Source organism: Microbacterium enclense, from assembly GCF_004022425.1.
In the GTDB taxonomy this organism is placed as follows: domain Bacteria; phylum Actinomycetota; class Actinomycetes; order Actinomycetales; family Microbacteriaceae; genus Microbacterium; species Microbacterium enclense_A.
Genome location: NZ_RBZY01000002.1, coordinates 1 through 24,689 on the forward strand (window position 1 = coordinate 1; position 24,689 = coordinate 24,689).

A 24,689-nucleotide genomic window follows, 5' to 3' on the forward strand; every position below is an offset into this window, starting at 1 on the left:
CCACGGCCACGCCCAAGCCGACGCCCAAGCCCACCGCGAGCCCGGCTCCCGCGTCGGTCGCGGTGGCGTACCTTCCCCAGAGCGCGTGGGGAGAGGGGTACGTGAGCGAGCTGACGGTCACGGCTGCCGGGCCCGTCACCTCCTGGACGGCCTCGTGGGAATCGCCCGGCGCACGGGCCGTCGTCAACGCCTGGGGCATGACCTGCAGCGTCGCCTCATCGACCGTCACGTGCCGCGGCGACGGGTGGGCGGCCTCTCCCGCTCCGGGGCAGACCGTCCGCGTCGGACTCCAGGTCGCCGCCTCGTCCGCACCGACCTCCCCGCGGCTGACCGTCACCGCGAAGTGACGCGCGTGCCCGCGGCGTCCCCGTGTCGTCGCGCGGGTGCGCGAGGGCTGGTGCGCGAGGGCCCGCCGTCCTTACGTCGGTGATCGCCGTCCCGGGCGGGGCGGCGTTCAGAGCCCGCGCGACAGGAACGCCACGCCGGCCTCACGGAACGCGCGGGCACCGGGGGCGTTGACGTGGTGCCGCCCCGGGATGTCGACGAACTCCCCCTGCGGGAGGAGGGACGCGAGCCGCGCCGACTGGTCGTGGATCGGGTCCTCCGTGCCGGTCGCGATGAGAACGGGCTGCGGCGGCGGTGAAGCAGGGTCGGGGTCGGTCTCGCCGAGACGCATGCCCTCCGCGATGGCGACGAGGGCGCGGAGGTCGTTGCCGGCGACACGATCGGCGAGCGACATGTAGCGCTGGGTGGTGGCATCCTGAACCGGCTCGCCGCGATCGAGGAACGCCCGGGCCTGATCGACGTGCAGGCGGGCGAGCGGTCGGCCGTCCGGGATACCGCCCAGGACCGCGCGCTCGACGTGCTCGGGGGCGTCGACGGCGAGCTGCCATCCCACCCGACCGCCGAGGGAGTAGCCCAGATACCGGACCTGGTCGACGAGGTAGGTGTCGAGCACGGCGACGAGGTCGGAGACGAGCGCGCTCATGCGGTACGACTCGGCGTCGTGCGGCTTGTCGCTCAGGCCGTGTCCGCGCTGGTCGACGGCGAGGACGCGGAAGCCGGCGCGCAGCAGATCGCGCACCCAGCCCGTGTTGACCCAGTTGTCGCGCGTCGACGACCCGAATCCGTGGACACACAGCACGGGCGGGGCGTCGGGGTCGCCCCACGCATACGTCGCGAGGCGGACGTTGTCGCCCACGATCACGAACTGCGCCGGGGGGACTTCGGTGAGCGCGGGCACGGCATCCATTCCGCCGATCCTGGCACAGCGGGTCGCCCCAGGCGTCGATGTGGTCATAGTGGTCGCATGGGGTATTCACGCGCCGAGCTGGAGACGTTCCGGGATGCCACGATCCCCGACCTCGCGGGACCGGGGGTGCGACTGCTGTTCGTGGGCATCAACCCGGGCCTGTGGACGGCCGCCACCGGCACCCCCTTCGCCCGGCCCGGCAACCGGTTTTGGCCCGCGCTGGTCGAGGCGGGGATCCTGTCGCGCCTTCCCGCCTACACGGGACCCCTGGATGCCACCGACCGCGAGATGATCGTCGCTGCGGGCGTGGGGGTGACCAACCTCGTCGCCCGGGCCACCGCGCGAGCCGACGAATTGACCCGCGACGAACTCCGGTCGGGCGCAGCCGCGCTGGAAGCGCGGGTCGCGGCGCTCTCGCCGCACGCGGTGGCCGTCGTCGGCCTGGACGCCTACCGCCGGGGCTTCGACCGTCCGAAGGCGGTGGCGGGCCGACAGGCCGAGAGCATCGGGGGAGTCCCGACGTGGGCGCTGCCGAATCCCAGCGGGCTGAACGCGCACGACACCGTCTCGTCGCTGGCCCGGGCCTACGCGGCGCCCGCGCGAGCCGCGGGGATTCTCGCGTGACCCCTCCTCCCCAGGGGAGAGCGGCGGCGAGCGATGACCGTCGACGGGTAGGGTGACGCCGTCGAAAGGAGACGCGCGTGATCGTGGAGTTCGAGGGGGCGGTCTTCCGCTGGGAGGCGCGACTCGACAGCGACTGGTACTTCGTCGCGCTGCCGCTGGAACTCAGCGAGGCTGTGCGCGAGACGCAGACGCACCGGCGCGGCTTCGGCGGTGTGCGGGTCGAGGCCTCGATCGGGGCGTCGACGTGGCGGACGTCCGTGTTCCCCCAGTCCGACGGGGCGTACGTGCTGCCCCTGAAGCGGGCGGTCCGCGAGAGCGAGGGCATCGCGCCCGACGGCATCGTCCTCGTCCACCTGTCCGTCATCGACGCCTAGCCGCGTGCTCGGCGTCGCCCTCGTCCTCTTCGCAGCGCTGTCCGTCCTGCTCGCCGTCGTGGATGCCCGCCGCCACCGTCTTCCCCACGCGCTCGTCCTGCCCGGCCTCGGCTGCGCGCTGGCCCTTCTGACCTCCGCGGCTCTGGCCGCCGGCACGCCCGGACGCCTCGCGGGGATCTGGGGCGGAGCGGCATCCGCGTTCCTGTTCTGTCTGGTGCTTCACCTCGTCCGTCCCACGGGCTTCGGAGGCGGGGACGTGACGCTCGCCGCGCTCATCGGCGCCCACCTCGGCTGGTTCGGGCTGGATGCCGTGATCGCGGGGCTCCTCGCCGGGTTCGTGTGCGGCGGGGTCGCGGCCGCGGGAGTGCTGCTCGCGGGTGCGCGGCGGGTCGAGTTCGCCTTCGGGCCACCCCTGCTGCTCGGGGCGTGGTGGGTACTGCTCGGCGAGGTGGGCTAGCGCGATGAACGTCGCAGGATCCGCCGGTCTTAGCAGATGCCGACCGCCATCCTGCGATCCCGGCGGCGTTCTGCGATGCGGGGCCGCCGGTCAAGCCTCCCGGGCGGATCCGTGCGGCCCGCCTAACCTGAGGAAATGGCTGATCTCCTCCGTCGCGTCACCGCGTGGGCCCTGCGGCTGCGCCTCGTGCGCGCCTACCTCGTCTACTCGGGACGGCGCGGGCCGATGCTCGCCGACAGCGTGACCTACCGCACCCTCTTCAGCGTCTTCGCCGGCGTGCTCATCGGGTTCTCCTTCGCGGCTCTCTGGCTCGCCGGGAACCCCGACGCGCTCGCCGCGCTCGTGCGATCGGTCGACAGTGTCATCCCGGGGCTCGTCGGAGCGGACGGGCTCATCGACGTCGAGAACATCCAGGCTCCGGAGGGGCTCACGGTCGCCGGCATCCTCGGATCCATCGGTCTGCTGGGCGCGGCGATCGGTGCGGTCGGGTCGCTGCGCTCGGCGCTGCGCCAGATCGCCGACGTCACCACCGAGGACACGTTCATCGTGTGGGTGCTCCTGCGGAACCTGGCGCTCGCGGTCGGGATCGGTGTCGCGCTCGCCGCGGCCGCGGGCGTGACCTTCCTCGCCACCGCGGGTCTGACCGTCGTACGGGATTGGCTGGGCATCTCGGCGGACTCGTGGATCACCGGCATCCTGACCTGGCTCGTCTCCACCCTCGTCGTCCTGGCCCTCGACACGGCCGTCGTCGCGGCGGCCTTCGCGCTGTTGTCGGGGGTTCGCGTGCGACGGGCCACGTTGCTGCGGGGAGCTCTCCTCGGCGGCGTCGGACTGGTCGCGCTGCAGCAGCTCTCCGGGCTGTTCGTCAGGGGAGCGGGGGGCAACCCGCTGCTGGCGACGTTCGCCGCGCTCATCGCGCTGCTGCTGTGGCTCAACCTGTCGAGTCAGGTGATCCTCATCGCCGGTGCCTACATCACCGTCGGGCACGAGGAGGACCAGGACCGCATCCGTGCCAAGTTCGGTGCGGAAACGCTCCTGCAGTTCCGCGTGCAGCGCGCCGAACGTGCGGTGCAGGCCGAGGTGAGTGAGTTGGATGCCGCTCGCGCGGCCGAGGCGAAGGAACGCGAAGCGGTGGCGAAGACTAACGCGGACGAGTGACGGGCACGGGCGCGTCTAGGGTGGCGGCATGACCGACCGAATCGTCGCGTACACCGCCGACGCGATCCGCTCGGCGGAGGCCCCGCTGCTCGCGGCCGGGCGACCGCTCATGCGCGACGCCGCGCGGGCCCTGGCCGATGTCGTCGTCGAGGAACTCGCCCGAACACCCGGCTCGGTGCTGGTGCTGGCCGGCTCCGGCGACAACGGCGGCGATGCGCTCTTCGCCGCGGCGGATTTCGCTCGTCAGGCGGACCGGGTCGACATCGTCCTCACCCGTGATCGGGTGCACCGCGAGGCTCTCGACGCGGCCGTCGCCGCGGGTGCCCGCCTCCGGGACGCTTCCGAGATCTGCCTCGCCGATGCCGATCACGCCCTGGTGGTCGACGGCATCCTGGGCATCGGTGCGTCGCCCGACGCGCGGTTGCGCGGGACGGGACGCGCCGTCGTCGAGGCGCTCCTGCCTGCCGTGGTCGCCGAACGCGTGCGGGTGGTGGCCGCGGACGTCCCGAGCGGTCTGCACCCCGACACCGGTGAGGCGGATGCCGCGGTCCTCCCCGCCCACGTCACGGTGACATTCGGCGCGGTGAAGGCCGGGTTGCTGCGCGGACGCGGCCCCGAGCTCTCCGGCCGCGTCGTGCTCGTTGACCTCGGCCTCGAGCCTCAGCTGCGGCTCGTGCAGCCGGCGATCACGGCCGCCGTGCCGATCGTCCGGCATACGCCCGCCGAGCGGGCGTAGCTCGGGCGGTCGGTCTCGGCGCCGCCCGCCGGTCAGTCGGCGTAACGCTCGACGAACGCGCGCAGGATGCCACCGGTCGCCGTCACGGGCGTACGACGCACGGCCGCGAGGGTGAGGTCGAGCTCATCCGGCGCGAAGTACCCGTACGACGCGTACGCGTGGATCCGCGTGACGATCCCGGCGAGGTCGAGTTCGGGATGGAACTGCGTGGCGTACACGTTCCGGCCGACGCGGAACATCTGCACGGGGCAGGTGGGGGACGAAGCGAGCAGTGTCGCCGTCGCCGGCAGGCGCGAGATCGCCTCCTTATGACCCACGAATGCCGGGAAGCGGTCCGGCAACCGGCCCAGGAGCGGGTCGACGCGGCCGGCCTCGGTCAGCGTGACATCCACGACGCTGATCGGTTCGGCGTACGTCCCGTCGATGGGCGCGCCGAGGTGCGTGCCGAGGGTGCCGACCCCGTAGCACGCTCCGAGGAACGGCGCGTCCCGGGCCACGACGCGGTCGACGAGCTCGGCCATCTCGGCCTCCACCCGCCGCTGCACCGCGGACTTCTTCTCCCAGGGGTCGGAGGCGTTGAACGGACTGCCCCCGACAAGGATGCCGGCGACTTCGTCGAGGTCGATCTCGGGCATCGGGTCGCGCTCGAGGCGGATGCGCCGCAGCCGCTCGGGCGGAAGGCCCGTGAACCGGAGGAAGAGGGCGTACTCCTCGTCGGCGGGGAGGTCCTCGGCGCGGGTCGCCAGGAGCACGAAAGGGCGATCCACCCGAGCGAGTCTAGGCGAGGGGTGTCAAGGCGCCGACCGCCGCGGGGACCCCGGTCTACTCTGGGCGCATGGCTATTGCACGACTGACCGGAGGCCCGCTCGACGGGCAGGCGATTCCGCTCGAGAACGAGTCCGACGACACGCTGATCATGCCCTACAGCGAGGGGCAGCTCGTCTACCGCCGCGAGGGCGGTCTCGAGAACACCGGCGATTCCGACGGGCCCACGCAGGCGGTCTTCACCTACATCGAAGAGACCGAGGAGATCAACCGCGAAGCGAACGAGCGGGACGATTGAGCGGGGCCGCCCAGGGGGCGTCGTCGGTCGAGGTCGAGTCCAAGTACGACGTCGACGGGGACACACCCCTCCCCGACTGGTCGCACCTGCCCGGGGTCGCCCGCGTCGGTGACCCCGAACCGCGCGACCTCGACGCGCGCTATCTCGACACTCCGGACACCGATCTGGCACGCAACGGCGTCGCCGTCCGCCGCCGTCGGGGTGGTCCCGACGAGGGCTGGCACGTGAAGGCCCCGGCCGAGGGCGGACGCTCCGAAACCCAGTGGCCGCTGGGAGAGCTCGGTGACCCCGAAGCCGACCCCGTCGTTCCGGAGGAGATCCAGGATGCCGTGGCGGCGTGGGCGCACGGCCCGTTCCTCCCGCTCGCGCGCGTGCGCAACCACCGCACGGCCTACGCGCTCTTCGATGCGGAGGGCGGCGTCGTCGCCGAGTTCGTCGACGACCGGGTCCGCGCTCGCGACGAGCGTCGCGGCGTCGAATCGGAGTGGCGCGAGTGGGAGGTCGAGCTCGGCCCGGCCGGGCCCGCCGATCGCGAGGGCCGCGCCGTCCTGTTCGCCGCAGTGGATGCCGCCGTGTTCGCCGCGGGCGGTCGCCCCGCGGCATCCGGATCCAAACTCGCCCGGGCGCTCGGCCACTGACGGGCCGTTACGAGAAAAGCCCGCCCGGACGACCCGGGCGGGCTTTCTTCGTGAGTCGATCAGAGGTTGATCATGTGGCCGACGAGGCCGTGGAAGGCCTCCTGCAGGCCCTCCGACAGCGTCGGGTGGGTGTGCACGTTCCGCGCGGCCTCGAGAGCGGTGAGGTCCCACTTCTGCGCGAGCGTCAGCTCGGGGAGGAGTTCGGAGACGTCGGGGCCGATGAGGTGGCCGCCGATGAGCTCGAGGGTCTCGGCGTCGGCGACGAGCTTGACGAAGCCGACGGGCTCGCCCAGGCCGTTGGCCTTGCCGTTGGCGGAGAAGGGGAACTTCGCGACCTTGATGTCGTGACCGGCGTCGCGGGCCTGCTGCTCGGTGAGGCCGAACGAGGCGACCTGCGGGTTGCAGAAGGTGGCGCGGGGCATGTTGCGGTAGTCGCCCAGGGTCTGGGTCTCGGCGTTGCCGATCGTCTCGGCGGCGACGACGCCCTGCGCCTCGGCGACGTGGGCGAGCTGCAGCTTCGCGGTGACGTCACCGATGGCGTAGATGTGCGGGACGTTCGTGCGCATGTGGTCGTCGATGTCGATCGCGCCGCGCTCGGTGAGCTTCACCCCGGTGTTCTCCAGGCCGAAACCGTCGACCTTGGGGGCGAAGCCGATGGACATGAGCACGCGGTCGGCGTCGATGGAGCCCTGCGCGCCGTCCTTGCCGGTGTACGCGACGGTGACCTTGTCGCCGTGATCGGTGACGGAGTCGACCTTGGTGGAGGTGAGGATGTCGACGCCGTAGCTCTTGTACTGCTTCTGGATCTCTTTCGAGACCTCGGCGTCCTCGTTGGGGAGGGCGCGGTCGAGGAACTCGATGATGGTGACCTTCACGCCGTAGTTCGTCATGACGTACGCGAACTCCATGCCGATCGCGCCGGCACCGACGATGACGATGGAGCCGGGGAGCTCGCGGGTGAGGATCTGCTCCTCGTACGTCACGACGTTCTCGGACAGCTCGACCCCGGGCAGCAGCCGCACGGTGGAGCCGGTGGCGATGATGACGTTGTCGAATGTGACCTGCTCGGTGGAGCCGTCGGCCTTGGTCACCGTGAGGGAGTGATCGTCGGTGAAGTGTCCGCGGCCCTCGTACTCGGTGACCTTGTTCTTCTTCATCAGGTAGTGGATGCCCTTGACGTGCCCGGCCGCGACCGAGCGCGACCGGTCGAACGCCTTCCCGAAGTCGAAGTGCACGTCGCCGGAGATGCCGAACAGGTCGGCCTTGGCGTGGAACGTGTGGGCCAGGTCGGCGTTGCGCAGCAGCGCCTTGGAGGGGATGCAGCCGACGTTGAGGCAGACACCGCCCCAGTACTTCTCTTCGATGACCGCGACCGACAGCCCCAGCTGCGCGCCGCGAACGGCTGCGACGTACCCGCCGGGACCCGCACCAAGAATGACCAGATCGTAATGAGGCATGCGGAAAGCCTATCGCCCGGCGGTGCCCGCTGAGCCTTCTCCGGACGAGCCTGCGCGACCCCGCGTGAGCAGGATCCAGACCACCGCGCCGATCACGACGACGAGGGCCACCGCGAGCAGGATCCAGGGCAGGGGAGAGGCCTCCGCGGTGTTCTCGGTCGGTGCGGCCGTCATCGTGACCGTCACCGTCGGTTCGGGCGTCGGCGTCGTCGATGCGGTCGCCGTGGGAGTGGGGGTCTCGGTCGGGGTCGGTGCTGCCGGCACTGTGAACGAGAGGGTTCCGTCGATGGGGTGGCCGTCACTGGAGACGACCCGCCAGACGACGGTGACGGCACCGGATGCCGTCCCCGCCAGGGCCTGCGTCACCGCGGTACCCGACACCGTCGGCGCGCCGTCGGTGAGCGAGGTGCCCGCGGCATCCGTCACCTGGATGACGGTGGCTCCCTCCGACGCGAGCACGTCGGCACTGTAGGTGAGGGTGATCTGCGCGGGGAGGGCGTCGAGGACCTCGTCGGCGGACGGGTCGGATGACACCAGCTCATCGTGCGCGAACGCCGGGGCGGCGGGGACGAGAAGCGCTGCGAGCGCGAGCGCCGCGGCGGCCAGGACAGCGGGCAGGGTGCGCCGATGCGGCGCCGAGGACGTGATCACGTCTCCGACCCTAACGATCGCGATCGGACACGACCTGGGAAACGGCGGCTCTCCGGGGTGACGCGGACTCGACAGGGCCGACCCGGGATGGGTAGGTTCGAGTGTCCCCCGTCGCACCGGGCCGTCACCCGAATGCGGTCCGCGTCGTCGGCGTCGGGAGAGTTGTACATCCCATGGCCCTGCGAGGTCGATCGGCCGCTCCGGCTCGGAGGCGGTCGGCTATGGTGGAAAAGAAGGAGAAGCCGTGGACGAGACCCGCAGATTCGAACGCGACGACATCCGGCGCGCCGCCGATGCTTCGTCCGACCGGTCGCAGGACACGACCCAGACTTTCGGTCACGATGCCGATCTCTCTTTCGTCCCCTTCGGAGCGGATCTCACCGAGACCGAGCTCGAGGCCATCGACGCGCTTCCCTCCGGCGCCGCGCTGTTGATCGTCCGGTCGGGCCCGACCACCGGTGCCCGGTATCTGCTCGACACCGACGTCACCACCGTGGGTCGGCATCCCGAGGCCGACATCTTCTTCGACGACGTCACCGTCTCGCGCCGCCACGCCGAGATCACGCGCTCCGGCAGCGCGTTCGAGATCGTCGACCAGCGCTCGCTCAACGGCAGCTACGTCAACGGCGAGCGCGTCGACCGCTCGGCACTCGTCAACGGTGCCGAGGTGCGCATCGGAAAGTTCCGGCTCAACTTCTTCGGCTCGCCCGTCGACCTCCCGCCGGCAGAGCACTGATGGCGGCAGCCCCCGCCCGTGGTCGTCCAGCGGCCGCGGGGCTGTTGAGCATCGGGCAGGTGCTCGCGCGGCTCACACCGGACTTCCCCGCTCTGTCCTCCAGCAAGCTGCGCTTTCTCGAGGTGCAGGGCATCGTCTCGCCCACGCGCACCGATTCGGGGTACCGGAAGTTCTCGCCCGCCGACCTCGAACGGCTCCGTCTCGCGCTGACGCTGCAGCGCGACCACTACCTTCCTCTCGCCGTCATCCGCGATTACCTCGCCGATGTGGATGCGGGGCGCAATCCCGCCCCGCCCACGGCGATCGCCTCGATGACGAACGCGCCGCGCCGGTATCGCCGCGACGAGCTGCTGTCCGCTGCCGGGGCGGCCCCCCAGTTGCTGAATGACGCGATCAGCACCGGCGTGATCACGGGGGCCGAGACGTACACCGAGCAGACCGTGACGCTGCTGCGCACACTCGTCGCCCTCGACCGCCACGGCATCGAGCCGCGTCACGTGCGGTCGCTGCGGCAGAGCGCCGAGCGCGAAGCCGCGCTGGTGGAGTCCGCCTTGGCCGCGCTGCTGCGTCGCCCCGACGCGGCGTCGCGCGCGCGGGCGAGTGAGCTCGCGCCCGAACTCGCGGCGCGTCTCGACGAGGTCCGGACGCTGTTCGTGCGCGAAGCGATCGACCGGGTCCTGTCCTGATCGCGACACGCCGACCCCTCGGGGCCGGATGTCGTTGCCGGGGGACCGTGGCTGATCTAGCGTGGAGACAACGAGCCGATGAGGAGGGACGCGAGCATGAACGCTGGCGACGCACTCGGTGAACCCCGGTTCGCCACCGACCTCCTCTTCACCGACGGTCTGCCCGAGATGGACGACGACACCGGCTACCGCGGTGCCGTCGCCGCCCGTGCCGCGGGGATCACCTATCGCCAGCTCGACTACTGGGCCCGCACCGAGCTGGTCGTCCCGACCGTCCGCGGTGCGAGCGGGTCCGGCTCGCAGCGGTTGTACGGCTTCCGCGACATCCTCGTCCTGAAACTCGTCAAGCGCCTTCTCGACACCGGGATCTCGTTGCAGCAGATTCGCACTGCCGTCGATCAGCTTCGCGCCGCCGGCATCCGCGACCTCGCCGGCACGACGCTGATGAGCGACGGTGCGTCGGTCTACCTATGCACGTCGAACGACGAGGTCATCGACCTCGTGAGCCGCGGCCAGGGTGTCTTCGGCATCGCCGTCGGCAAGGTTCTGCGCGAGGTCGAGTCCACGCTCGTGGACTTCGAGTCCGCGACCGAGGCCGTCGATGAGCTCGCCGCCCGTCGCGCCGCCCGCACCGCCTGACGCGGCGCCCCCGAACGTCAGAACCCCGGATGCCCTGGCATCCGGGGTTCTTCCCTGTCCCGCTCCTCCCGCGCGAGAGGTGAAGAACTGTCGCCTGCGGAGGTACGCAGGCGACAAGTATTGACCCCTCACGCTCGCGCAGCGAGACGCGGGGCGCCTACGCCTGCGGGGAGTCGCTGGCCACGGGGATACGGCCGGTGCGAACGATGCGATCGAGGAGGGCGTCGAAGTCGGCGGCGAGCTCCTGCGCCGAGTCACCGGGCCAGACGTGCAGCGGCTTCGCGGCGCCCTGGGCCTGCTGGAGTGACGTGCGCTCCGGGAGCTGAGGGTTCAGAACGAGCGGACCGAACATGTCGCGGAGTTCCTTGATGCGGAACTGGTGCTCGATCGACTGGGGGCGCACGCGGTTGACGACGACGCCGAGCGGCTGAAGGCGGGGGGAGAGGCCGCGACGGATCTCCTCGATCGCGCGCAGAGCGCGGTCGGCGGCGGCCACCGAGAACAGCCCGGGCTCGGTCACGACGATCACGCGGTCGCTCGCGGCCCACGCCGTGCGGGTCAGCGCGTTCAGTGAGGGGGCGCAGTCGATGAGGACGAGGTCGTAGTCGGACTCGATGGTGGCGAGGGCCTCTTCGAGCTTCCAGACGTCGCGCACGCTCGGGTGCGGACCGTCGAAGTTGATCGCCGACGGGCTGCCGATGAGCACGTCGATCGTGCCGGGGTGGACCTTCGCCCATCCGCTCGAGGTGATCGCCTGACGAACGACCTTCTCTTTCGGATTGGCCAGGACGTCGGCGATGTTCAGCCGCCCGGCGACCTGGATGTCCATGCCGGTGGACACATCGGACTGCGGGTCGAGGTCGACGACGAGAGTGCGAACGCCACGTGCGAAGGCGGCGGATGCCAGCCCGAGCGTCACGGTCGTCTTGCCGACCCCGCCTTTCAAAGAGCTGACGGAGAGTACGTGCACGGTCGTCTACGTTACCTTCCCCTAGGCTGTGAGCACATTCAGCTCCGCCAGCTTGACGTGAGGGTGTGCATGTTCTCGAAAATCCTGGTCGCCAATCGCGGAGAGATCGCCATCCGCGCGTTCCGCGCCGCCTATGAAGTGGGAGCCCGCACCGTCGCGGTGTACCCCTTCGAGGATCGCGCGTCGTTGCACCGGTTGAAGGCCGACGAGGCGTACCAGATCGGTGAGCGTGGCCATCCCGTACGGGCCTACCTCGACGTCGACGAGATCATCCGCGTCGCCCGGGAATGCGGAGCGGATGCCATCTACCCGGGCTACGGCTTCCTGTCGGAGAATCCGGAACTCGCAGAGAAAGCCGCGGCGCACGGCATCACCTTCATCGGCCCGCCCGCCGAGGTGCTGTCGATGGCCGGGAACAAGGTCACGGCCAAGGAGCACGCGATCGCCGCCGGTGTGCCCGTACTCCGCTCGACGGCGGCATCCGATGACATCGATGCCCTGCTCGCCGAGGCCTCGGAGATCGGCTTCCCGCTCTTCGCGAAGGCCGTCGCGGGCGGCGGCGGTCGGGGCATGCGCCGCGTCGAGTCCATTGGCGAGCTCGCCCCCGCGCTGGCCGAGGCGATGCGGGAGGCGCAGAGCGCGTTCGGCGACCCGCGGATGTTCCTCGAGCAGGCCGTGCAGCGTCCCCGCCACGTGGAGGTGCAGATCCTCGCGGATGCCACCGGCGAGACGGTACATCTCTTCGAGCGCGATTGCTCGGTTCAGCGGCGGCATCAGAAGGTGATCGAGATCGCTCCCGCGCCGAACCTCGACGACACGGTCCGGGAAGACCTGCACCGCTACGCCGTGGCGTTCGCGCGGTCGATCGGCTACCAGAACGCCGGCACGGTCGAGTTCCTGCTCGAGACGGCCGGACCCCGGACGGGTGAGGTCGTCTTCATCGAGATGAACCCGCGCATCCAGGTCGAGCACACGGTGACGGAGGAGGTCACGGACGTCGACCTTGTGCAGTCCCAGATGCGTATCGCGGCGGGACAGACCCTCGCCGACCTGCAGCTCACGCAGGACCGGATCCGCCTTCGCGGCGCGGCTCTGCAGTGCCGCATCACCACCGAGGATCCCACACAGGGCTTCCGCCCCGACACGGGCAAGATCACCACCTACCGCTCGCCGGGCGGAGCGGGGGTGCGTCTGGACGGCGGTACGACCGCCGCAGGGTCGCAGATCAGCCCGCACTTCGACTCGATGCTGTCCAAGCTCACCTGCCGAGGCCGCGATTTCTCCGCGGCGGTCGCCCGCGCCCGACGCGCCCTCGCGGAGTTCCGTATCCGTGGCGTCTCGACCAACATCCCGTTCCTGCAGGCGGTGCTCGACGACCCGGCGTTCGTCGCGGGAGACCTGAGCACCTCATTCATCGACGAGCGTCCCGAGCTCCTCCGGGGCCGGGAATCCAAGGACCGCGGGACGAAGGTGCTCTCGTGGCTCGTCGACACCACGGTCAACCGCCCGAACGGCGACAACCCGTTGTCGGTCGACCCCGGGAGCAAGCTCCCCGCGATCGACATCGCCGACCCCGCTCCGGCCGGGTCGCGTCAGCGCCTGCAGGAACTCGGACCGGTCGGTTTCGCGCGGGCACTCCGCGAGCAGACGGCGCTCGCGGTGACGGAGACGACGTTCCGCGACGCGCACCAGTCGCTCCTGGCGACCCGCGTGCGCACGCGCGACCTCGCCCGCGTCGCCCCCTACGTCGCACGCTCGACCCCGCAGCTGCTGTCGGTCGAGGCCTGGGGCGGTGCGACCTACGACGTCGCTCTCCGCTTCCTCGGCGAAGACCCGTGGGAGCGTCTCGACGCTCTGCGCCGGGCGCTGCCCAACATCGCGATCCAGATGCTGCTGCGCGGCCGCAACACCGTCGGCTACACCCCGTACCCGACGGAGGTGACGGATTCCTTCGTCGCCGAGGCCGCGGCATCCGGCATCGACATCTTCCGCATCTTCGACGCGCTCAACGACGTCGCGCAGATGCGTCCCGCCATCGACGCGGTGCTGGCCACGGGCACCGCCGTCGCGGAGGTCGCGGTGTGCTACACCGGCGATCTGCTCGACCCGCGCGAGGACCTCTACACGCTGGACTACTACCTCCGGCTCGCCGAGGAGATCGTGGACGCCGGCGCCCACATCCTCGCGGTCAAGGACATGGCCGGGCTCCTTCGCCCCGCGGCCGCGGCGCGGCTGGTGACGGCGCTCCGCGAACGGTTCGACCTGCCCGTGCACGTCCACACGCATGACACCGCGGGCGGACAGCTCGCGACCCTGCTCGCCGCGTCGGCGGCGGGGGCGGATGCCGTCGATGCCGCCGCCGCGCCGATGTCGGGCACCACGAGCCAGCCGTCGCTGTCGGCCCTGGTGGCGGCGCTCGCGCACACCGAGCGCGACACCGGGCTCGACCTCGCGGCTGTGTCCGATCTCGAGCCGTACTGGGAGGCGGTGCGCCACCTCTACCGCCCGTTCGAGTCGGGGCTGCCCGGTCCCACCGGCCGCGTGTACCACCACGAGATCCCGGGCGGGCAGTTGTCGAACCTCCGGCAGCAGGCGATCGCCCTCGGTCTCGCCGACGACTTCGAACTCATCGAGGACATGTACGCGGCCGCCGACCGCATCCTCGGGCGCGTCCCGAAGGTCACGCCGTCGTCGAAGGTCGTCGGAGACCTGGCCCTGCACCTCGCGGCAGTGAAGGCCGACCCCGACGACTTCGCGCGCAACCCGGAGAAGTACGACGTCCCCGACTCGGTGGTGTCGTTCATGGCGGGCGAGCTGGGCGACCTTCCCGGGGGCTGGCCCGAGCCGTTCCGTTCGAAGGTGCTGGCCGGCCGTGACGTGAAGGTCGGCGTGACACCGCTGACCGCGGAGGATGCGGCGGCCCTCGCCGGGGATTCGGCGACCCGCCGCGCGCGTCTGAACGCTCTGCTCTTTCCCCAGCCCACGCGCACATTCCTCGACACGCGCGCGACATACGGCGACCTCAGCGTGCTCGACACCGCGGACTACCTCTACGGCCTCCGTGCCGGTGAGGAGCACACGGTCGAGATCGAGCGCGGCGTGCAGCTGTTCGTCGGACTGGAAGCGATCGGTGACGCCGACGAGAAGGGCATGCGCACCGTCATGACGACGCTGAACGGTCAGCTGCGTCCGGTGTTCGTGCGGGACCGCTCGATCGACGTCGAGGCTCGTCAGGCCGAGAAGGCCGACACGTCCAAGCCGGGTCAGGTGGCCGCGCCCTTCTCCGGCGTCGTGACGCTGAAGGCCACCCCGGGCGAGCGGGTGTCGGCCGGTCAGGCCGTCGCGTCGATCGAGGCGATGAAGATGGAGGCGGCGATCACGAGCTCGGTCGACGGCGTCGTCGAGCGCATCACCGTCGGAGCGACGCAGCAGGTGGAGGCCGGCGACCTTTTGCTCGTCGTCCGTCCCTCGCAGTAGCCTGAAAGGGGGCGCTCTTCGCGCCCCCTTTTTCTTTGGAGACGGCAGTGACCCCCGACCGCACCGACGAGACCCCCGACGACGGCGCCGAACACGGTGTCCTCGACGACAGCGGAGCCCTCGACACCACCAGCATCAGCATCCTCGGTCAGCACACCGCACAGGTCAGCGTCGACCTTCCGGTGCCCGACGAGGACGACGTCGACGACGACGTCGTTGAGGACGAGATGCCGGTCATCGAGGCCGAAGACCGCGCGTTCGAGGTGGTGGGCATAGTGCATCTGCCCGACGCCGACAACCTCCCCCTCCTCACGCACGTGCCGGACCCCGACGAGCCCGCCGACGTGTCCGGGGCCGAGGAGATGACGACCGGCGAGATCGTCCTCGAGCCGCACGAGGGCGCAGACACCGACGACGCCGAGGTGCACGAGGCCGAGATCGTGCCCGATGACGCCGTCGAGACGGCCGACGGTGCCGTGGCGGACATCGAGATGGATGCCACGACCGACGACGCCCCCACCGCGGGCGTCACGCCGGCGGAGGCCGACGACCGCGATCTCGAGGCCGCGGCGCCCTCGACGCAGGAAGCCGACGAGGAGCCCGAGTCGGTGGAGGAGAACGCGGCCTCCGCTCCCGAGGTCGACGACGCGCCCGACGTCGAAGACGCGCCTCACGACGAAGTGTCCGACGTCGAAGAAGCGACGGTTCCCGCGGAGGCCGAAGAGGATTCCCCGGGCGAGTCGGCCGCGGAAGCGCACGAGCGGGTCGAGGGACAGCAGGCCGCTGCGGCCGCTGAGCCCGTGGATGTCGAGTCCGTGGCATCCGCCGCCGCGGAGGAGGAGCCCGCCGACGCGGATCCCGCTCGGGACGAGTCCGCCGCGCGCGAACCCGCCGCCGAGGCCGCCCCGACCACGGACGCTCAGCCCGAGCGCGAGCCCGAGCCCGAGGTCGTGGCCGTCAGTACCGCCCAGCCGACGCCCTCCGTCGCGGAGGAGTCCGAGGCGGCGCTCGTCACCGGACCGGTGCCGCGCACCCGCGCGGAGCGTGCCGCCACGGGCGCGATCGGCACCGTCCCGCTCACGCGCCGCGAGGTGCACCAGGCCGACGAGGCCGCGCGCGCGGGCCGTGTCCACGCGTCCGAGCGGGTGCGGACGCCGGGCACCGACGTGACGCTGACGTCGAAGCGCCTCGGCGAGATCGACGACGCCCGCGAGAGCCCGGATCTGCTCACCGCCGATCGGCTGCTCGACCCCCGCCAGATCGCCCGGCCGGAGCCCGAGGGACTGTGGCAGCAGCTGGTGTACTCCGTGTCGCGCCATCGCATCAACCTCGGTGACGGGCAGCGCGCCCGCGCGCGGAAAGACCTCGACCGTCGCATCTCCACCCCGCTCGCGGCTCAGGCCCGGTTCGTTCCCGTGCTCTCGCGGAAGGGAGGGGTGGGGAAGACCACCGTGACCGCTCTGCTGGGGATGGCTCTCGCCGACGCCCGCGACGACCGCGTCATCGCCGTCGACGCCAACCCCGATCGGGGGACGCTCGCCGACCGCGTCGGCCGTGCCAACGGCCGGACCGTCCGCGACCTCGTCCGGGCCCACGACGAGGTCGAGGGGTACAGCGACGTGTCGTCGATCGTCGCCCGCGACGCGACGCGGCTCGACGTTCTGGCATCCGACTCCGATCCGCGCGTCTCCGAGGCGTTCAGCGACGACGACTACCGCCGGGTGGCCGACATCGCCGCGCACTACTACTCGATCGTGCTCACCGATACCGGCACGGGGATCGTGCACTCCGTCATGGAGGCGACGCTCGAGCTCTCCGACTCGCTGGTGATCGTTGCGGGCCTGTCGGTCGACGAGGCGAGGCTGGCGTCCGAGACACTGACGTGGCTCGAGACCAACGGCTACGCGGACCGCGTGCGTGGTGCGGTCGTCGTGCTCAACAATGCCCGCCCGGGTGCGCCGCTCGTTCGCGAGAGCGAACTGGAAGCGCACTTCCGCAGCCGTGTGCGCACCGTGATCCGGATGCCGTACGACAGCCATGTCGCCGCCGGCAGCGCGATCGCGTTCCGCGACCTCCGGCCCGCGACCCGTCAGGCGGCGCGGGAACTCGCCGCCGCGGTCGTGGAGGGTCTGCGCACCCCGGCGGTCGTGGCATGACGGTTCGTCCCATCCGCCTGTTCGGCGACCCGGTTCTGCGGGCGCCCAGTGCCCCGATCGAGCAGATCGACGACGGCATCCGTGCTCTCGTCCGCGATCTCATCGACACGGTCGAGCCTCCGGGCCGTGCGGGTGTCGCCGCGCCCCAGATCGGCGTCGGTCTGCGCGCCTTCAGCTACAACATCGACGGCGACATCGGGTACGTGCTCAACCCGGTGCTCGTCGAGACCCGCGGCGAGCCGGAACTCGTGGGGGAGGGATGCCTCTCGGTCCCGGGCCTGTGGCACGAAGCGCTGCGCTACCCGTGGGCCAAGGTGGTCGGCATCGACCTCGACGGCGACGAGGTCGTTCTCGAGGGGGAGGGTCTGCTCGCGCAGGCTCTGCAGCACGAGACCGATCACCTCGACGGAAAGCTCTACCTGTCGCGACTGCCGGCCGAGAGCCGCCGCGAGGCGATGCGGCAGATCCGCGAGAGCGACTGGTTCTGACACGCGTCGCCCCGGAACAGGGGATGCCATGAGAACAGGCCGATCCGTGAAGGATCGGCCTGTTCTCGTCTCGGGGCCTGTTCTCGCGGCCGATTACGGCAGCGAGACGTTGGTGGTGTTGATGGGCACCGCGTAGATGTCCTCGATCTCTTCGGCGAAATCGCTGACGATGACGTTGCGCTTGATGCTCATCTTCGGGGTCAGGTGACCGCTCGCCTCCGTCCACTCGGTGGCGAGGATCGTGAACTTGCGGATCGACTCGGCACGAGAAACGCGCGCGTTCGCGCGATCGATCGCGCCCTGGATCTCGGCGCGCACCTTCTCGTTCGTGCTCGCGTCGGCCAGCGACATGTCGCCGGGCAGTCCGTTGTTCGCCAGCCACGTCGGGAGCATCTCCGGGTCGAGCGTGACCAGGGCCGAGATGAACGGCTTGTGGTCGCCGACGACCACGACCTGACCCACGATCGGGTTGGCGCGGATGGGGTCTTCGAGGGCGGCGGGGGCGACGTTCTTACCGCCCGCGGTGACGATGATCTCCTTCTTACGGCCCGTGATCGACAGGAAACCGTCGGCGTCGAAGGCACCGATGTCGCCGGTCTTGAACCACTCGCCGTCGAAGGCTTCGGCCGTGGCCTCGGGGTTCCGCCAGTACTCGGCGAAGACGTTGATGCCGCGGACCTGGATCTCGCCGTCGTCGGCGAGGCGCACGCCCACACCGGGGAGCACGGGACCGACGGTGCCGATCTTCGACTTCGTGGCGAGGTTCACCGTCGCGGGGGCGGTCGTCTCGGTCAGGCCGTACCCCTCGAGGATGACGACCCCGAGGCTGCGGAAGAAGTGCCCGAGACGCGGGCCCAGGGGAGCAGACCCCGACACGGCGTACACGACGCGTCCGCCCATGGCATCCCGGAGCTTCGAATACACGAGCCGGTCGAACAGCGCGAACTTGATCTTCAGCAGGAGCGGGATGGACCGGCCCTGCTGCTCGCGCTCGGAGTGCTCCACGGCGGCCGCGGCGGCCGCGCGGAAGATCTTGCCCTTGCCGCCCGCCTCGGCCTTCTGCTCGGCAGAGTTGTAGACCTTCTCGAACACACGCGGCACCGCGAGCAGGAAGGTGGGCTTGAAGGAACCCAGCGCCGGGAGGAGCTGCTTCGTGTCGGGCTGATGACCCGTCTTGACGCCGGCGTGCACGTTCAGCAGCGAGATGAAGCGCGCGAAGACGTGTGCGGTCGTGATGAACAGCAGGGTGGAGGCGCCGGGGGTCTCGACGACCTCGTGCAGAGCCTTGGCGGAATTGCGGGCGAGTTCGACGAAGTTGCCGTGCGTGAGGACGCAGCCCTTCGGGCGGCCGGTCGACCCCGAGGTGTAGATGAGGGTGGCGATGTCGGAGCTGTTCGCGATCGCGCGGCGCCGCGCGATCTCGGCGTCGTCGATCTGCGCTCCGCGGGAGACGAGCGCGTCGAGGTCGCCGGCGTGCATCGCCCAGACGTCGCGGATGAGCGGCAGGTCGCTGCGGACTTCGCCGAGGCGCTCCCCGTGCTCGCTGGATTCCACGATCGCCGCGATCGCGCCGGAATCCGAGAGGATCCACGAGATCTGCGCGGGGGAGCTCGTCTCGTACACCGGCACCATGACGGCACCGGCGTAGAAGAGGGCGAAGTCCACGAGCGTCCAGTCGTAGGTCGTGCGAGCGATGAACGCGACCTTCTCTCCGGGCTGGATGCCGGCGGCGACGAAGCCCTTCGCGAGGGCGATGACCTGCTGCTCGAAGTCGCGAGCGGACACGTCGCGCCAGTCGGAGCCGTCGGGAACGGCGAACAGCGCACGATCGGGTGTGGCGGCCACCCGGTCGGCGAGCAGGTCGGACGCGTTCGCCGTCGGGTCGGCGGGGACGACGGGGGGAAGGTCGAACTGGATCACGGCAACTCCTTTGTGTACCGGAAAGAACGTCGATCGGTCTGACGAGTCTAGTCGTACGGCGCCGAGGACTCCCGCGGGCTCCGCGGTGTCGTCGTGCTTCCACGGCGATGACTAGACTGCTGCGGGCCGAGCCGCGGGGCGGGCCGAGAGGGGAGCGCGGTGCGCAACATCGGTATCGACATCGGCGGCACGAAGATCGCCGGTGGCGTGGTCGACGAGGACGGCACCATCGTCGAGAAGCTCCGCGTGGACACTCCGCTCGATCCGATCGCCCTCGTGGACGCGGTCGTCGACATGGCCGACCACCTGCGCCGCGCGCACGAGGTGCACGCGATCGGCGTCGCCGCCGCGGGCTTCATCAGCCGCGACCGGAGCACCGTCATCTACGCACCCAACATCGATTGGCGCGACGAACCTCTGCGGGCGCGTCTCGAGGTGCGCCTCGACACCCCCGTGACGATCGAGAACGACGCCAACGCCGCCGGGTGGGGCGAGTACCGCTTCGGTGCAGGGCGGGGCGTTCGCGACATGGTCATGCTGACGATGGGCACCGGGGTCGGCGGTGCCGTCGTGAGCGACGGCGAGCTGTTCCGCGGGGGCCACGGCATCGGCGCCGAACTCGGTCATCTCCGGTTCGTTCGCGGCGGCCACCCGTGCGGGTGCGGACAGAACGGATGCCTCGAGCAGTACGCGTCGGGGCGCGCCCTGCAGCGCGAGGCCAACGCCATCGCCGACGAGGGCGGCATCGGTGCGGCACTGGCCGCCGTCCGCGACGAGAAGGGGGCGATCCCGGGCCCCACGGTGTCGCGGCTCGTGCTCGCGGGCGATCCCGGCGCCATCGAGGCGCTGCGCCGCGTCGCCACAGCCCTGGGCGAGGCGTGCGGCGGGTTCCAGGCCGTGCTCGATCCCGAACTGTTCGTCATCGGCGGGGGAGTGGCCCAGCTCGGCGCCGACCTCCTCGTCCCCGTGAAGCTCGCCTACGAGACGTCGCTTCCGGGGTACGGTGAGCGTCCGGTGGCCGAGTTCACGATCGCGCGACTGGGCAACGACGCCGGTCTCATCGGGGTTGCAGACCTCGCCGGGAAGGAGCGCTGACGATGTTCTACTGGCTCATGAAGTACGTGGTCATCGGGCCGGTCATCAAGGCCGTGTTCCGCCCTTGGATCGTGGGCCGGCGGAACATCCCGCGCGACGGAGCGGCGATCCTCGCGAGCAATCACCTGTCGTTCTCGGACTCGATCTTCCTCCCCCTGATGATCGACCGGCGGATGGCGTTCCTCGCCAAGAGCGACTACTTCACCGGCCGGGGGCTGAAGGGCTGGGCGACCCGGCTGTTCTTCACGGCGACGGGGCAGCTTCCCATCGACCGCTCGGGCGGCAAGGCCTCGGAGGCGTCGCTGAACACCGGGCTCGGCGTGCTCGGGCGGGGTGAGCTCCTCGGCATCTACCCCGAGGGCACCCGCAGCCCCGACGGCACGCTGTACCGGGGGCGCACCGGCATCGCGCGGATGGCGCTGGAGGCCCGCGTCCCCGTCATCCCCGTCGTGATGGTCGACACCGGCGCGGTCATGCCGATCGGTCAGCGCCTCCCGCGCGTCGGACGGGTCGGAATCGTCATCGGCGAGCCGCTCGACTTCTCCCGCTTCGAGGGGATGGAGAGCGACCGCTACATCCTCCGCTCGGTCACGGACGAGATCATGGTCGCTCTCCAGCGGCTCGGGGAACAGCGCTACGAAGACGTCTACGCCTCCACGGTGAAGGACCGTCTGGCCAGTGCACAGGCGGCGAAGGCGCCCGCGGCGCGCCACTAGACTTCAGGGGTGAATCAGCAGCTCCACGACCTCGACCACTGGCGGACCCTGCCCATCAAGCAGCAGCCCCAGTGGTATGACGAGGCCGCGGTGGCCGCGGCATCCGCCGAACTGGCCACCCTCCCGCCGCTCGTCTTCGCCGGCGAGGTCGACAACCTCCGCGATCGTCTGGCCCGCGCCGCGGCCGGTCAGGCGTTCCTGCTCCAGGGCGGCGACTGCGCCGAGACCTTCGCCGGTGCGACCGCCGAGCAGATCCGCAACCGCATCAAGACGGTGCTCCAGATGGCCGTGGTCCTCACCTACGGCGCCTCGATGCCCGTGGTGAAGATGGGGCGGATGGCGGGTCAGTTCGCCAAGCCGCGTTCGAGCGACACCGAGACCCGCGGCGACGTCACCCTGCCGGCGTACCGCGGTGACATCGTCAACGGCTACGACTTCACCGAGGAGTCCCGAAAGGCCGACCCGGCGCGCCTGCTCAAGGGCTACCACACGGCCGCGTCGACGCTGAACCTCATCCGGGCGTTCACTCAAGGCGGCTTCGCGGATCTCCGCGAGGTCCATAGCTGGAACAAGGGCTTCGCGAGCAACCCGGCCAACCAGGCGTACGAGAGCATGGCGGCCGAGATCGACCGTGCCATCAAGTTCATGGAGGCCGCCGGGGCCAACTTCGACGAGCTGACCCGCGTGGAGTTCTACACCGGGCACGAAGGTCTGCTCATGGACTACGAGCGTCCGATGACCCGCATCGATTCACGCACGGGCCTGGCGTACAACACCTCGTCGCACTTCCAGTGGATCGGCGAGCGCACGCGCGAGCTCGACGGCGCGCACGTCGACTATTTCTCGAAGATCCGCAACCCCATCGGGGTGAAGCTGGGACCCACGACGACGCCCGAGACGGCCCTCGCTCTCATCGACAAGCTCGATCCCGAGCGCGAGCCCGGACGGCTCACGTTCATCACCCGCATGGGTGCGGGCAAGATCCGCGAGGCACTGCCGCCGCTCCTCGAGGCCGTTCGCGCGTCGGGCGCGACCCCGCTGTGGGTGACCGACCCCATGCACGGCAACGGCATCACGACGCCCACCGGGTACAAGACCCGTCGCTTCGACGACGTGGTCGACGAGGTGCGCGGGTTCTTCGAGGCACACCGCCAGGTGGGCACGCACCCCGGTGGCATCCACGTCGAATTGACCGGCGACGACGTCACGGAGTGCCTGGGCGGTTCCGAGATGATCGACGAGGCCACCCTCGCCACCCGGTACGAGAGCCTGTGCGACCCGCGCCTTAACCACCGTCAGAGCCTCGAGCTCGCGTTCCTCGTCGCCGAGGAGCTCGAGAAGCGCTGAGTCCGCAGACGCGCTCCGGACAGAACGCCCCCGACCCTCCCGGGTCGGGGGCGTTCTCTCTCGAGTGGCGGGATCAGCCGGTACTGAATACGCGCACCGAGGTGCCGGGGCGATGGCTCGTTCCCGGCTGAGGATCGGTGCGGCTGACGGTGAAGATGCCCCACACGAGCTCGGGCAGGGCGGTGCCCGGCTCGAAACCGGCGGCACGCAGGGCGTCTATCGCGTCGGCGACCGTCCGACCGGAGACGTCGGGAACCATGATCGGGCGAGGACCTTCCGAGATGAGCAGCGTGACAGTCTCGCCGGGTCGCCAGTTGCCCTCCTCCGGTCGATCCAGGATGCCGATGACCGCCCCCTCGTCGACCGAGTTGCTGTACTCGGTGGGGCGGTCGCCCGACACCTGCAGGCCCGCGGCCTCGAGCTCGCGGACCGCGCGGTCCACGCCGAGCCCGGCGACATCAGGCACGGGACCGCTGGAGACCAGCATGGAGGCGGAGTCGCCTTCGAGCACGGTGCAGCCGTCGGTGCAGGCGAACGACTCGCCCCCCGCCCGCGGGGTCACGGTGACGGAGAGCACCGTGCCGGCGTCGGCGTCGGCGAACTCCTGGGCGTCGTCGCCCACGGTCACCACAGCGGCGGTCAGGATGCCGCGGGCGTCGTCGGCCGGGCGCCCACCCAGGCCCTCGATCTCATGCGAGGCCGGACCGACCGAGACGAAGACGGTGACCGGCGCGCCCTTGTCGAGGCGCGTGCCCCATGTGGGATCCGACCCGACGGTCGTCCCGGCGGGGATCTCGAGGTCGTTCACCTCCTTCGCCTGCGGGACGAGCTGCTGCTCGGCCAGCAGGGCCTCGGCGTCGGCGAGACTCATCCGCGACACGTCGGGGACCGCTACGAGCGAGCCGGGCCCGGAGCCGAACCACCACCCGGCGCCGGCGGCGCCGGCGGCGAGCATCAGAACGAGGGCGAACAGCCAGATCCCGCGCGTGGTCCGGCGACGCGTGCGCTGACGCAGGCGCGTGGAGTTGTCGACGTCTTCGGTCGCCGCGGTCGGGGTCACCGCCGTCTGGGGAAGGACCTTGGTCAGTTCGCGCGATTCCGCCGCGTCGGCAGTGACCATGCCGACGGCGACCGCGCGAGCGACCTGCGGGGCCAATCCGAGTTCCTTCTCGATGTCGCGCAGCCGGGCGAGCATGGTGCCCGCATCGACGGGCCGCTCCGCCGGTTCGCGCTCGGTCGCCCACAGCACGAGCTCGTCGAGCTGCTCGGGCACCCCGGGGTTCTTGGCGCTGGGACGCGGCACCGAGTCGGTCGCGTGCTGGTACGCGATCTGCATGGGCTGCTCGCCCTTGTACGGCTGCTCACCGACGAGCATCTCGTACAGCATGATGCCGAGCGAGTAGATGTCGCTGCGCGCGTCGGCGGTGCCGCGCGTGACGAGCTCGGGGGCGAGGTAGGCGATCGTGCCCATGAGCTGCGCGCCGCTGGCGGTGTTCGCCGTGGTGGCGCGCGCGAGCCCGAAGTCGCCGATCTTGATGCGGCCGTCCTCGGCGAGGAGCACGTTCTCGGGCTTCACGTCGCGGTGGACGATACCCGCGCGGTGGGCGGCGGCGAGCCCTGAGAGGATGGCATCCATGATCGTCAGGGTCTGATCGACCGTGAGGCGCTTGTGCTCGCGCAGCAGCTCGCGCAGCGTGATGCCGGGCAGGTACTCCATGACGAGGTAGGCCATGTCGCCGTCCTGGCCCTGGTCGAACACGTTGACCACGTGGGGATCCGCCAGACGGGCCGCGGAGCGGGCTTCCTGGATGAACCGGCTCTGGAACACGGTGTCGTCGCTCAGGTGGCCGTGCATGACCTTGAGCGCGATCCGGCGCTCGAGGCGCAGGTCGGTTGCGACGTAGACGGTCGCCATGCCGCCGCGCGCGATGCGCGCACGCACGCGGTATCGGCCGTCGACGAGACGGCCGATCAGCGGGTCGGCCTGCTGACTCGTGCTCACGGGTCGAGTCTACGGAGCGCCCCCTGTGAGCCCGGGGAGCGGCTCAC

At 70.7% G+C, this 24,689-nt stretch carries 24 protein-coding genes; 17 read left to right on the forward strand and 7 right to left on the reverse strand.

Annotation, left to right across the window (positions count from 1 at the left end; genetic code table 11):
• Positions 1-347 (forward strand): cellulose binding domain-containing protein (locus D8Y23_RS00535; protein ID WP_205796680.1); only part of this gene is annotated, 347 nt, incomplete at its 5' end.
• A 107-nt stretch (positions 348-454) separates the two neighbouring features.
• Here D8Y23_RS00535 and D8Y23_RS00540 read toward each other — a convergent pair.
• Positions 455-1,252 carry an alpha/beta fold hydrolase gene (locus D8Y23_RS00540; protein WP_128216230.1) on the reverse strand — a complete coding sequence of 266 codons (798 nt, stop codon included), beginning with the start codon at positions 1,250-1,252 and terminating at the stop codon, positions 455-457.
• Positions 1,253-1,309: 57 nt separating this feature from the next.
• Between D8Y23_RS00540 and D8Y23_RS00545 the strand changes: the two genes are divergently transcribed.
• The 5 genes from D8Y23_RS00545 (at position 1,310) to D8Y23_RS00565 (ending at position 4,601) form a co-directional block, all read left to right on the forward strand.
• Positions 1,310-1,876, forward strand: coding sequence for a mismatch-specific DNA-glycosylase (locus D8Y23_RS00545; protein WP_128216231.1), 567 nt, complete (start codon positions 1,310-1,312; stop codon positions 1,874-1,876).
• Positions 1,877-1,953: 77 nt separating this feature from the next.
• The gene (locus D8Y23_RS00550; RefSeq protein WP_128216232.1) at positions 1,954-2,250 is read left to right on the forward strand and encodes a DUF1905 domain-containing protein; all 297 of its coding nucleotides are present in this window, start codon (positions 1,954-1,956) and stop codon (positions 2,248-2,250) included.
• Between the two features lie 4 nt (positions 2,251-2,254).
• Positions 2,255-2,707, forward strand: a complete 453-nt coding sequence (locus D8Y23_RS00555; protein ID WP_128216233.1) for a prepilin peptidase — start codon at positions 2,255-2,257, stop codon at positions 2,705-2,707.
• A gap of 135 nt (positions 2,708-2,842) precedes the next feature.
• On the forward strand, positions 2,843-3,865 hold the full coding sequence (locus D8Y23_RS00560; protein ID WP_128216234.1) for a YihY/virulence factor BrkB family protein: 1,023 nt from the start codon (positions 2,843-2,845) through the stop codon (positions 3,863-3,865).
• Positions 3,866-3,893: 28 nt separating this feature from the next.
• Entirely contained in the window at positions 3,894-4,601 is a 708-nt protein-coding gene (locus tag D8Y23_RS00565) for an NAD(P)H-hydrate epimerase (protein WP_128216235.1), read from the forward strand.
• Positions 4,602-4,633: 32 nt separating this feature from the next.
• Here D8Y23_RS00565 and D8Y23_RS00570 read toward each other — a convergent pair whose 3' ends face one another.
• Positions 4,634-5,368: a glutamine amidotransferase gene (locus tag D8Y23_RS00570; RefSeq protein ID WP_128216236.1), complete on the reverse strand. Its 735-nt coding sequence runs from the start codon at positions 5,366-5,368 to the stop codon at positions 4,634-4,636.
• Positions 5,369-5,436: 68 nt separating this feature from the next.
• Here D8Y23_RS00570 and D8Y23_RS00575 point away from each other — a divergent pair, with 68 nt between their 5' ends.
• Both D8Y23_RS00575 and D8Y23_RS00580 read left to right on the forward strand, forming a co-directional pair.
• Positions 5,437-5,664: a response regulator gene (locus D8Y23_RS00575; protein WP_128216237.1), complete on the forward strand. Its 228-nt coding sequence runs from the start codon at positions 5,437-5,439 to the stop codon at positions 5,662-5,664.
• The gene (locus D8Y23_RS00580) at positions 5,661-6,302 is read left to right on the forward strand and encodes a CYTH domain-containing protein (protein WP_128216238.1); all 642 of its coding nucleotides are present in this window, start codon (positions 5,661-5,663) and stop codon (positions 6,300-6,302) included. Before D8Y23_RS00575 ends, D8Y23_RS00580 begins: the two co-directional genes overlap by 4 nt.
• Positions 6,303-6,361: 59 nt before the next feature.
• Here the strand turns inward: D8Y23_RS00580 and lpdA are convergent, their stop codons facing one another.
• Both lpdA and D8Y23_RS00590 read right to left on the reverse strand, forming a co-directional pair.
• Positions 6,362-7,759, reverse strand: coding sequence for a dihydrolipoyl dehydrogenase (lpdA, locus tag D8Y23_RS00585; RefSeq protein WP_128216239.1), 1,398 nt, complete (start codon positions 7,757-7,759; stop codon positions 6,362-6,364).
• 9 nt (positions 7,760-7,768) lie between these two features.
• Positions 7,769-8,410, reverse strand: a complete 642-nt coding sequence (locus D8Y23_RS00590; RefSeq protein WP_240663708.1) for a copper resistance CopC family protein — start codon at positions 8,408-8,410, stop codon at positions 7,769-7,771.
• A 244-nt stretch (positions 8,411-8,654) separates the two neighbouring features.
• Between D8Y23_RS00590 and D8Y23_RS00595 the strand changes: the two genes are divergently transcribed.
• The 3 genes from D8Y23_RS00595 (at position 8,655) to D8Y23_RS00605 (ending at position 10,471) form a co-directional block, all read left to right on the forward strand.
• Positions 8,655-9,146, forward strand: a complete 492-nt coding sequence (locus tag D8Y23_RS00595; protein ID WP_128216240.1) for an FHA domain-containing protein — start codon at positions 8,655-8,657, stop codon at positions 9,144-9,146.
• Positions 9,146-9,832: a MerR family transcriptional regulator gene (locus D8Y23_RS00600; RefSeq protein WP_128216241.1), complete on the forward strand. Its 687-nt coding sequence runs from the start codon at positions 9,146-9,148 to the stop codon at positions 9,830-9,832. Before D8Y23_RS00595 ends, D8Y23_RS00600 begins: the two co-directional genes overlap by 1 nt.
• A gap of 96 nt (positions 9,833-9,928) precedes the next feature.
• Positions 9,929-10,471 (forward strand): MerR family transcriptional regulator, encoded by a 543-nt coding sequence (locus D8Y23_RS00605; protein WP_077049868.1) that lies wholly within the window; start codon positions 9,929-9,931, stop codon positions 10,469-10,471.
• Positions 10,472-10,628: 157 nt separating this feature from the next.
• Here the strand turns inward: D8Y23_RS00605 and D8Y23_RS00610 are convergent, their stop codons facing one another.
• Positions 10,629-11,441, reverse strand: coding sequence for a ParA family protein (locus tag D8Y23_RS00610; RefSeq protein ID WP_128216242.1), 813 nt, complete (start codon positions 11,439-11,441; stop codon positions 10,629-10,631).
• Between the two features lie 69 nt (positions 11,442-11,510).
• Between D8Y23_RS00610 and D8Y23_RS00615 the strand changes: the two genes are divergently transcribed.
• The 3 genes from D8Y23_RS00615 to D8Y23_RS00625 are packed head-to-tail and all read left to right on the forward strand — an operon-like array spanning position 11,511 to position 17,562.
• The gene (locus tag D8Y23_RS00615) at positions 11,511-14,918 is read left to right on the forward strand and encodes a pyruvate carboxylase (protein ID WP_128216243.1); all 3,408 of its coding nucleotides are present in this window, start codon (positions 11,511-11,513) and stop codon (positions 14,916-14,918) included.
• 47 nt (positions 14,919-14,965) lie between these two features.
• On the forward strand, positions 14,966-17,074 hold the full coding sequence (locus D8Y23_RS00620; RefSeq protein ID WP_240663709.1) for a MinD/ParA family ATP-binding protein: 2,109 nt from the start codon (positions 14,966-14,968) through the stop codon (positions 17,072-17,074).
• Positions 17,071-17,562 (forward strand): peptide deformylase, encoded by a 492-nt coding sequence (locus D8Y23_RS00625; protein WP_128216244.1) that lies wholly within the window; start codon positions 17,071-17,073, stop codon positions 17,560-17,562. The genes D8Y23_RS00620 and D8Y23_RS00625 overlap by 4 nt, the downstream gene beginning before the upstream one ends.
• 93 nt (positions 17,563-17,655) lie before the next feature.
• Here D8Y23_RS00625 and D8Y23_RS00630 read toward each other — a convergent pair whose 3' ends face one another.
• Positions 17,656-19,482 (reverse strand): AMP-dependent synthetase/ligase, encoded by a 1,827-nt coding sequence (locus tag D8Y23_RS00630; protein ID WP_128216245.1) that lies wholly within the window; start codon positions 19,480-19,482, stop codon positions 17,656-17,658.
• Between the two features lie 159 nt (positions 19,483-19,641).
• Between D8Y23_RS00630 and D8Y23_RS00635 the strand changes: the two genes are divergently transcribed.
• Genes D8Y23_RS00635 through D8Y23_RS00645 form a run of 3 tightly spaced genes read left to right on the forward strand, consistent with a single transcriptional unit; the run spans position 19,642 to position 22,640 of the window.
• Entirely contained in the window at positions 19,642-20,577 is a 936-nt protein-coding gene (locus tag D8Y23_RS00635; RefSeq protein WP_128216246.1) for an ROK family glucokinase, read from the forward strand.
• Positions 20,578-20,579: 2 nt separating this feature from the next.
• Positions 20,580-21,293 carry a lysophospholipid acyltransferase family protein gene (locus D8Y23_RS00640; protein WP_128216247.1) on the forward strand — a complete coding sequence of 238 codons (714 nt, stop codon included), beginning with the start codon at positions 20,580-20,582 and terminating at the stop codon, positions 21,291-21,293.
• 9 nt (positions 21,294-21,302) lie between these two features.
• Positions 21,303-22,640 carry a class II 3-deoxy-7-phosphoheptulonate synthase gene (locus D8Y23_RS00645; RefSeq protein ID WP_128216248.1) on the forward strand — a complete coding sequence of 446 codons (1,338 nt, stop codon included), beginning with the start codon at positions 21,303-21,305 and terminating at the stop codon, positions 22,638-22,640.
• 73 nt (positions 22,641-22,713) lie between these two features.
• On the opposite strand, the gene pknB is transcribed toward D8Y23_RS00645, so the two are convergent.
• Positions 22,714-24,642 (reverse strand): Stk1 family PASTA domain-containing Ser/Thr kinase, encoded by a 1,929-nt coding sequence (gene pknB, locus D8Y23_RS00650; protein ID WP_128216249.1) that lies wholly within the window; start codon positions 24,640-24,642, stop codon positions 22,714-22,716.
• Positions 24,643-24,689: the final 47 nt, after the last annotated feature.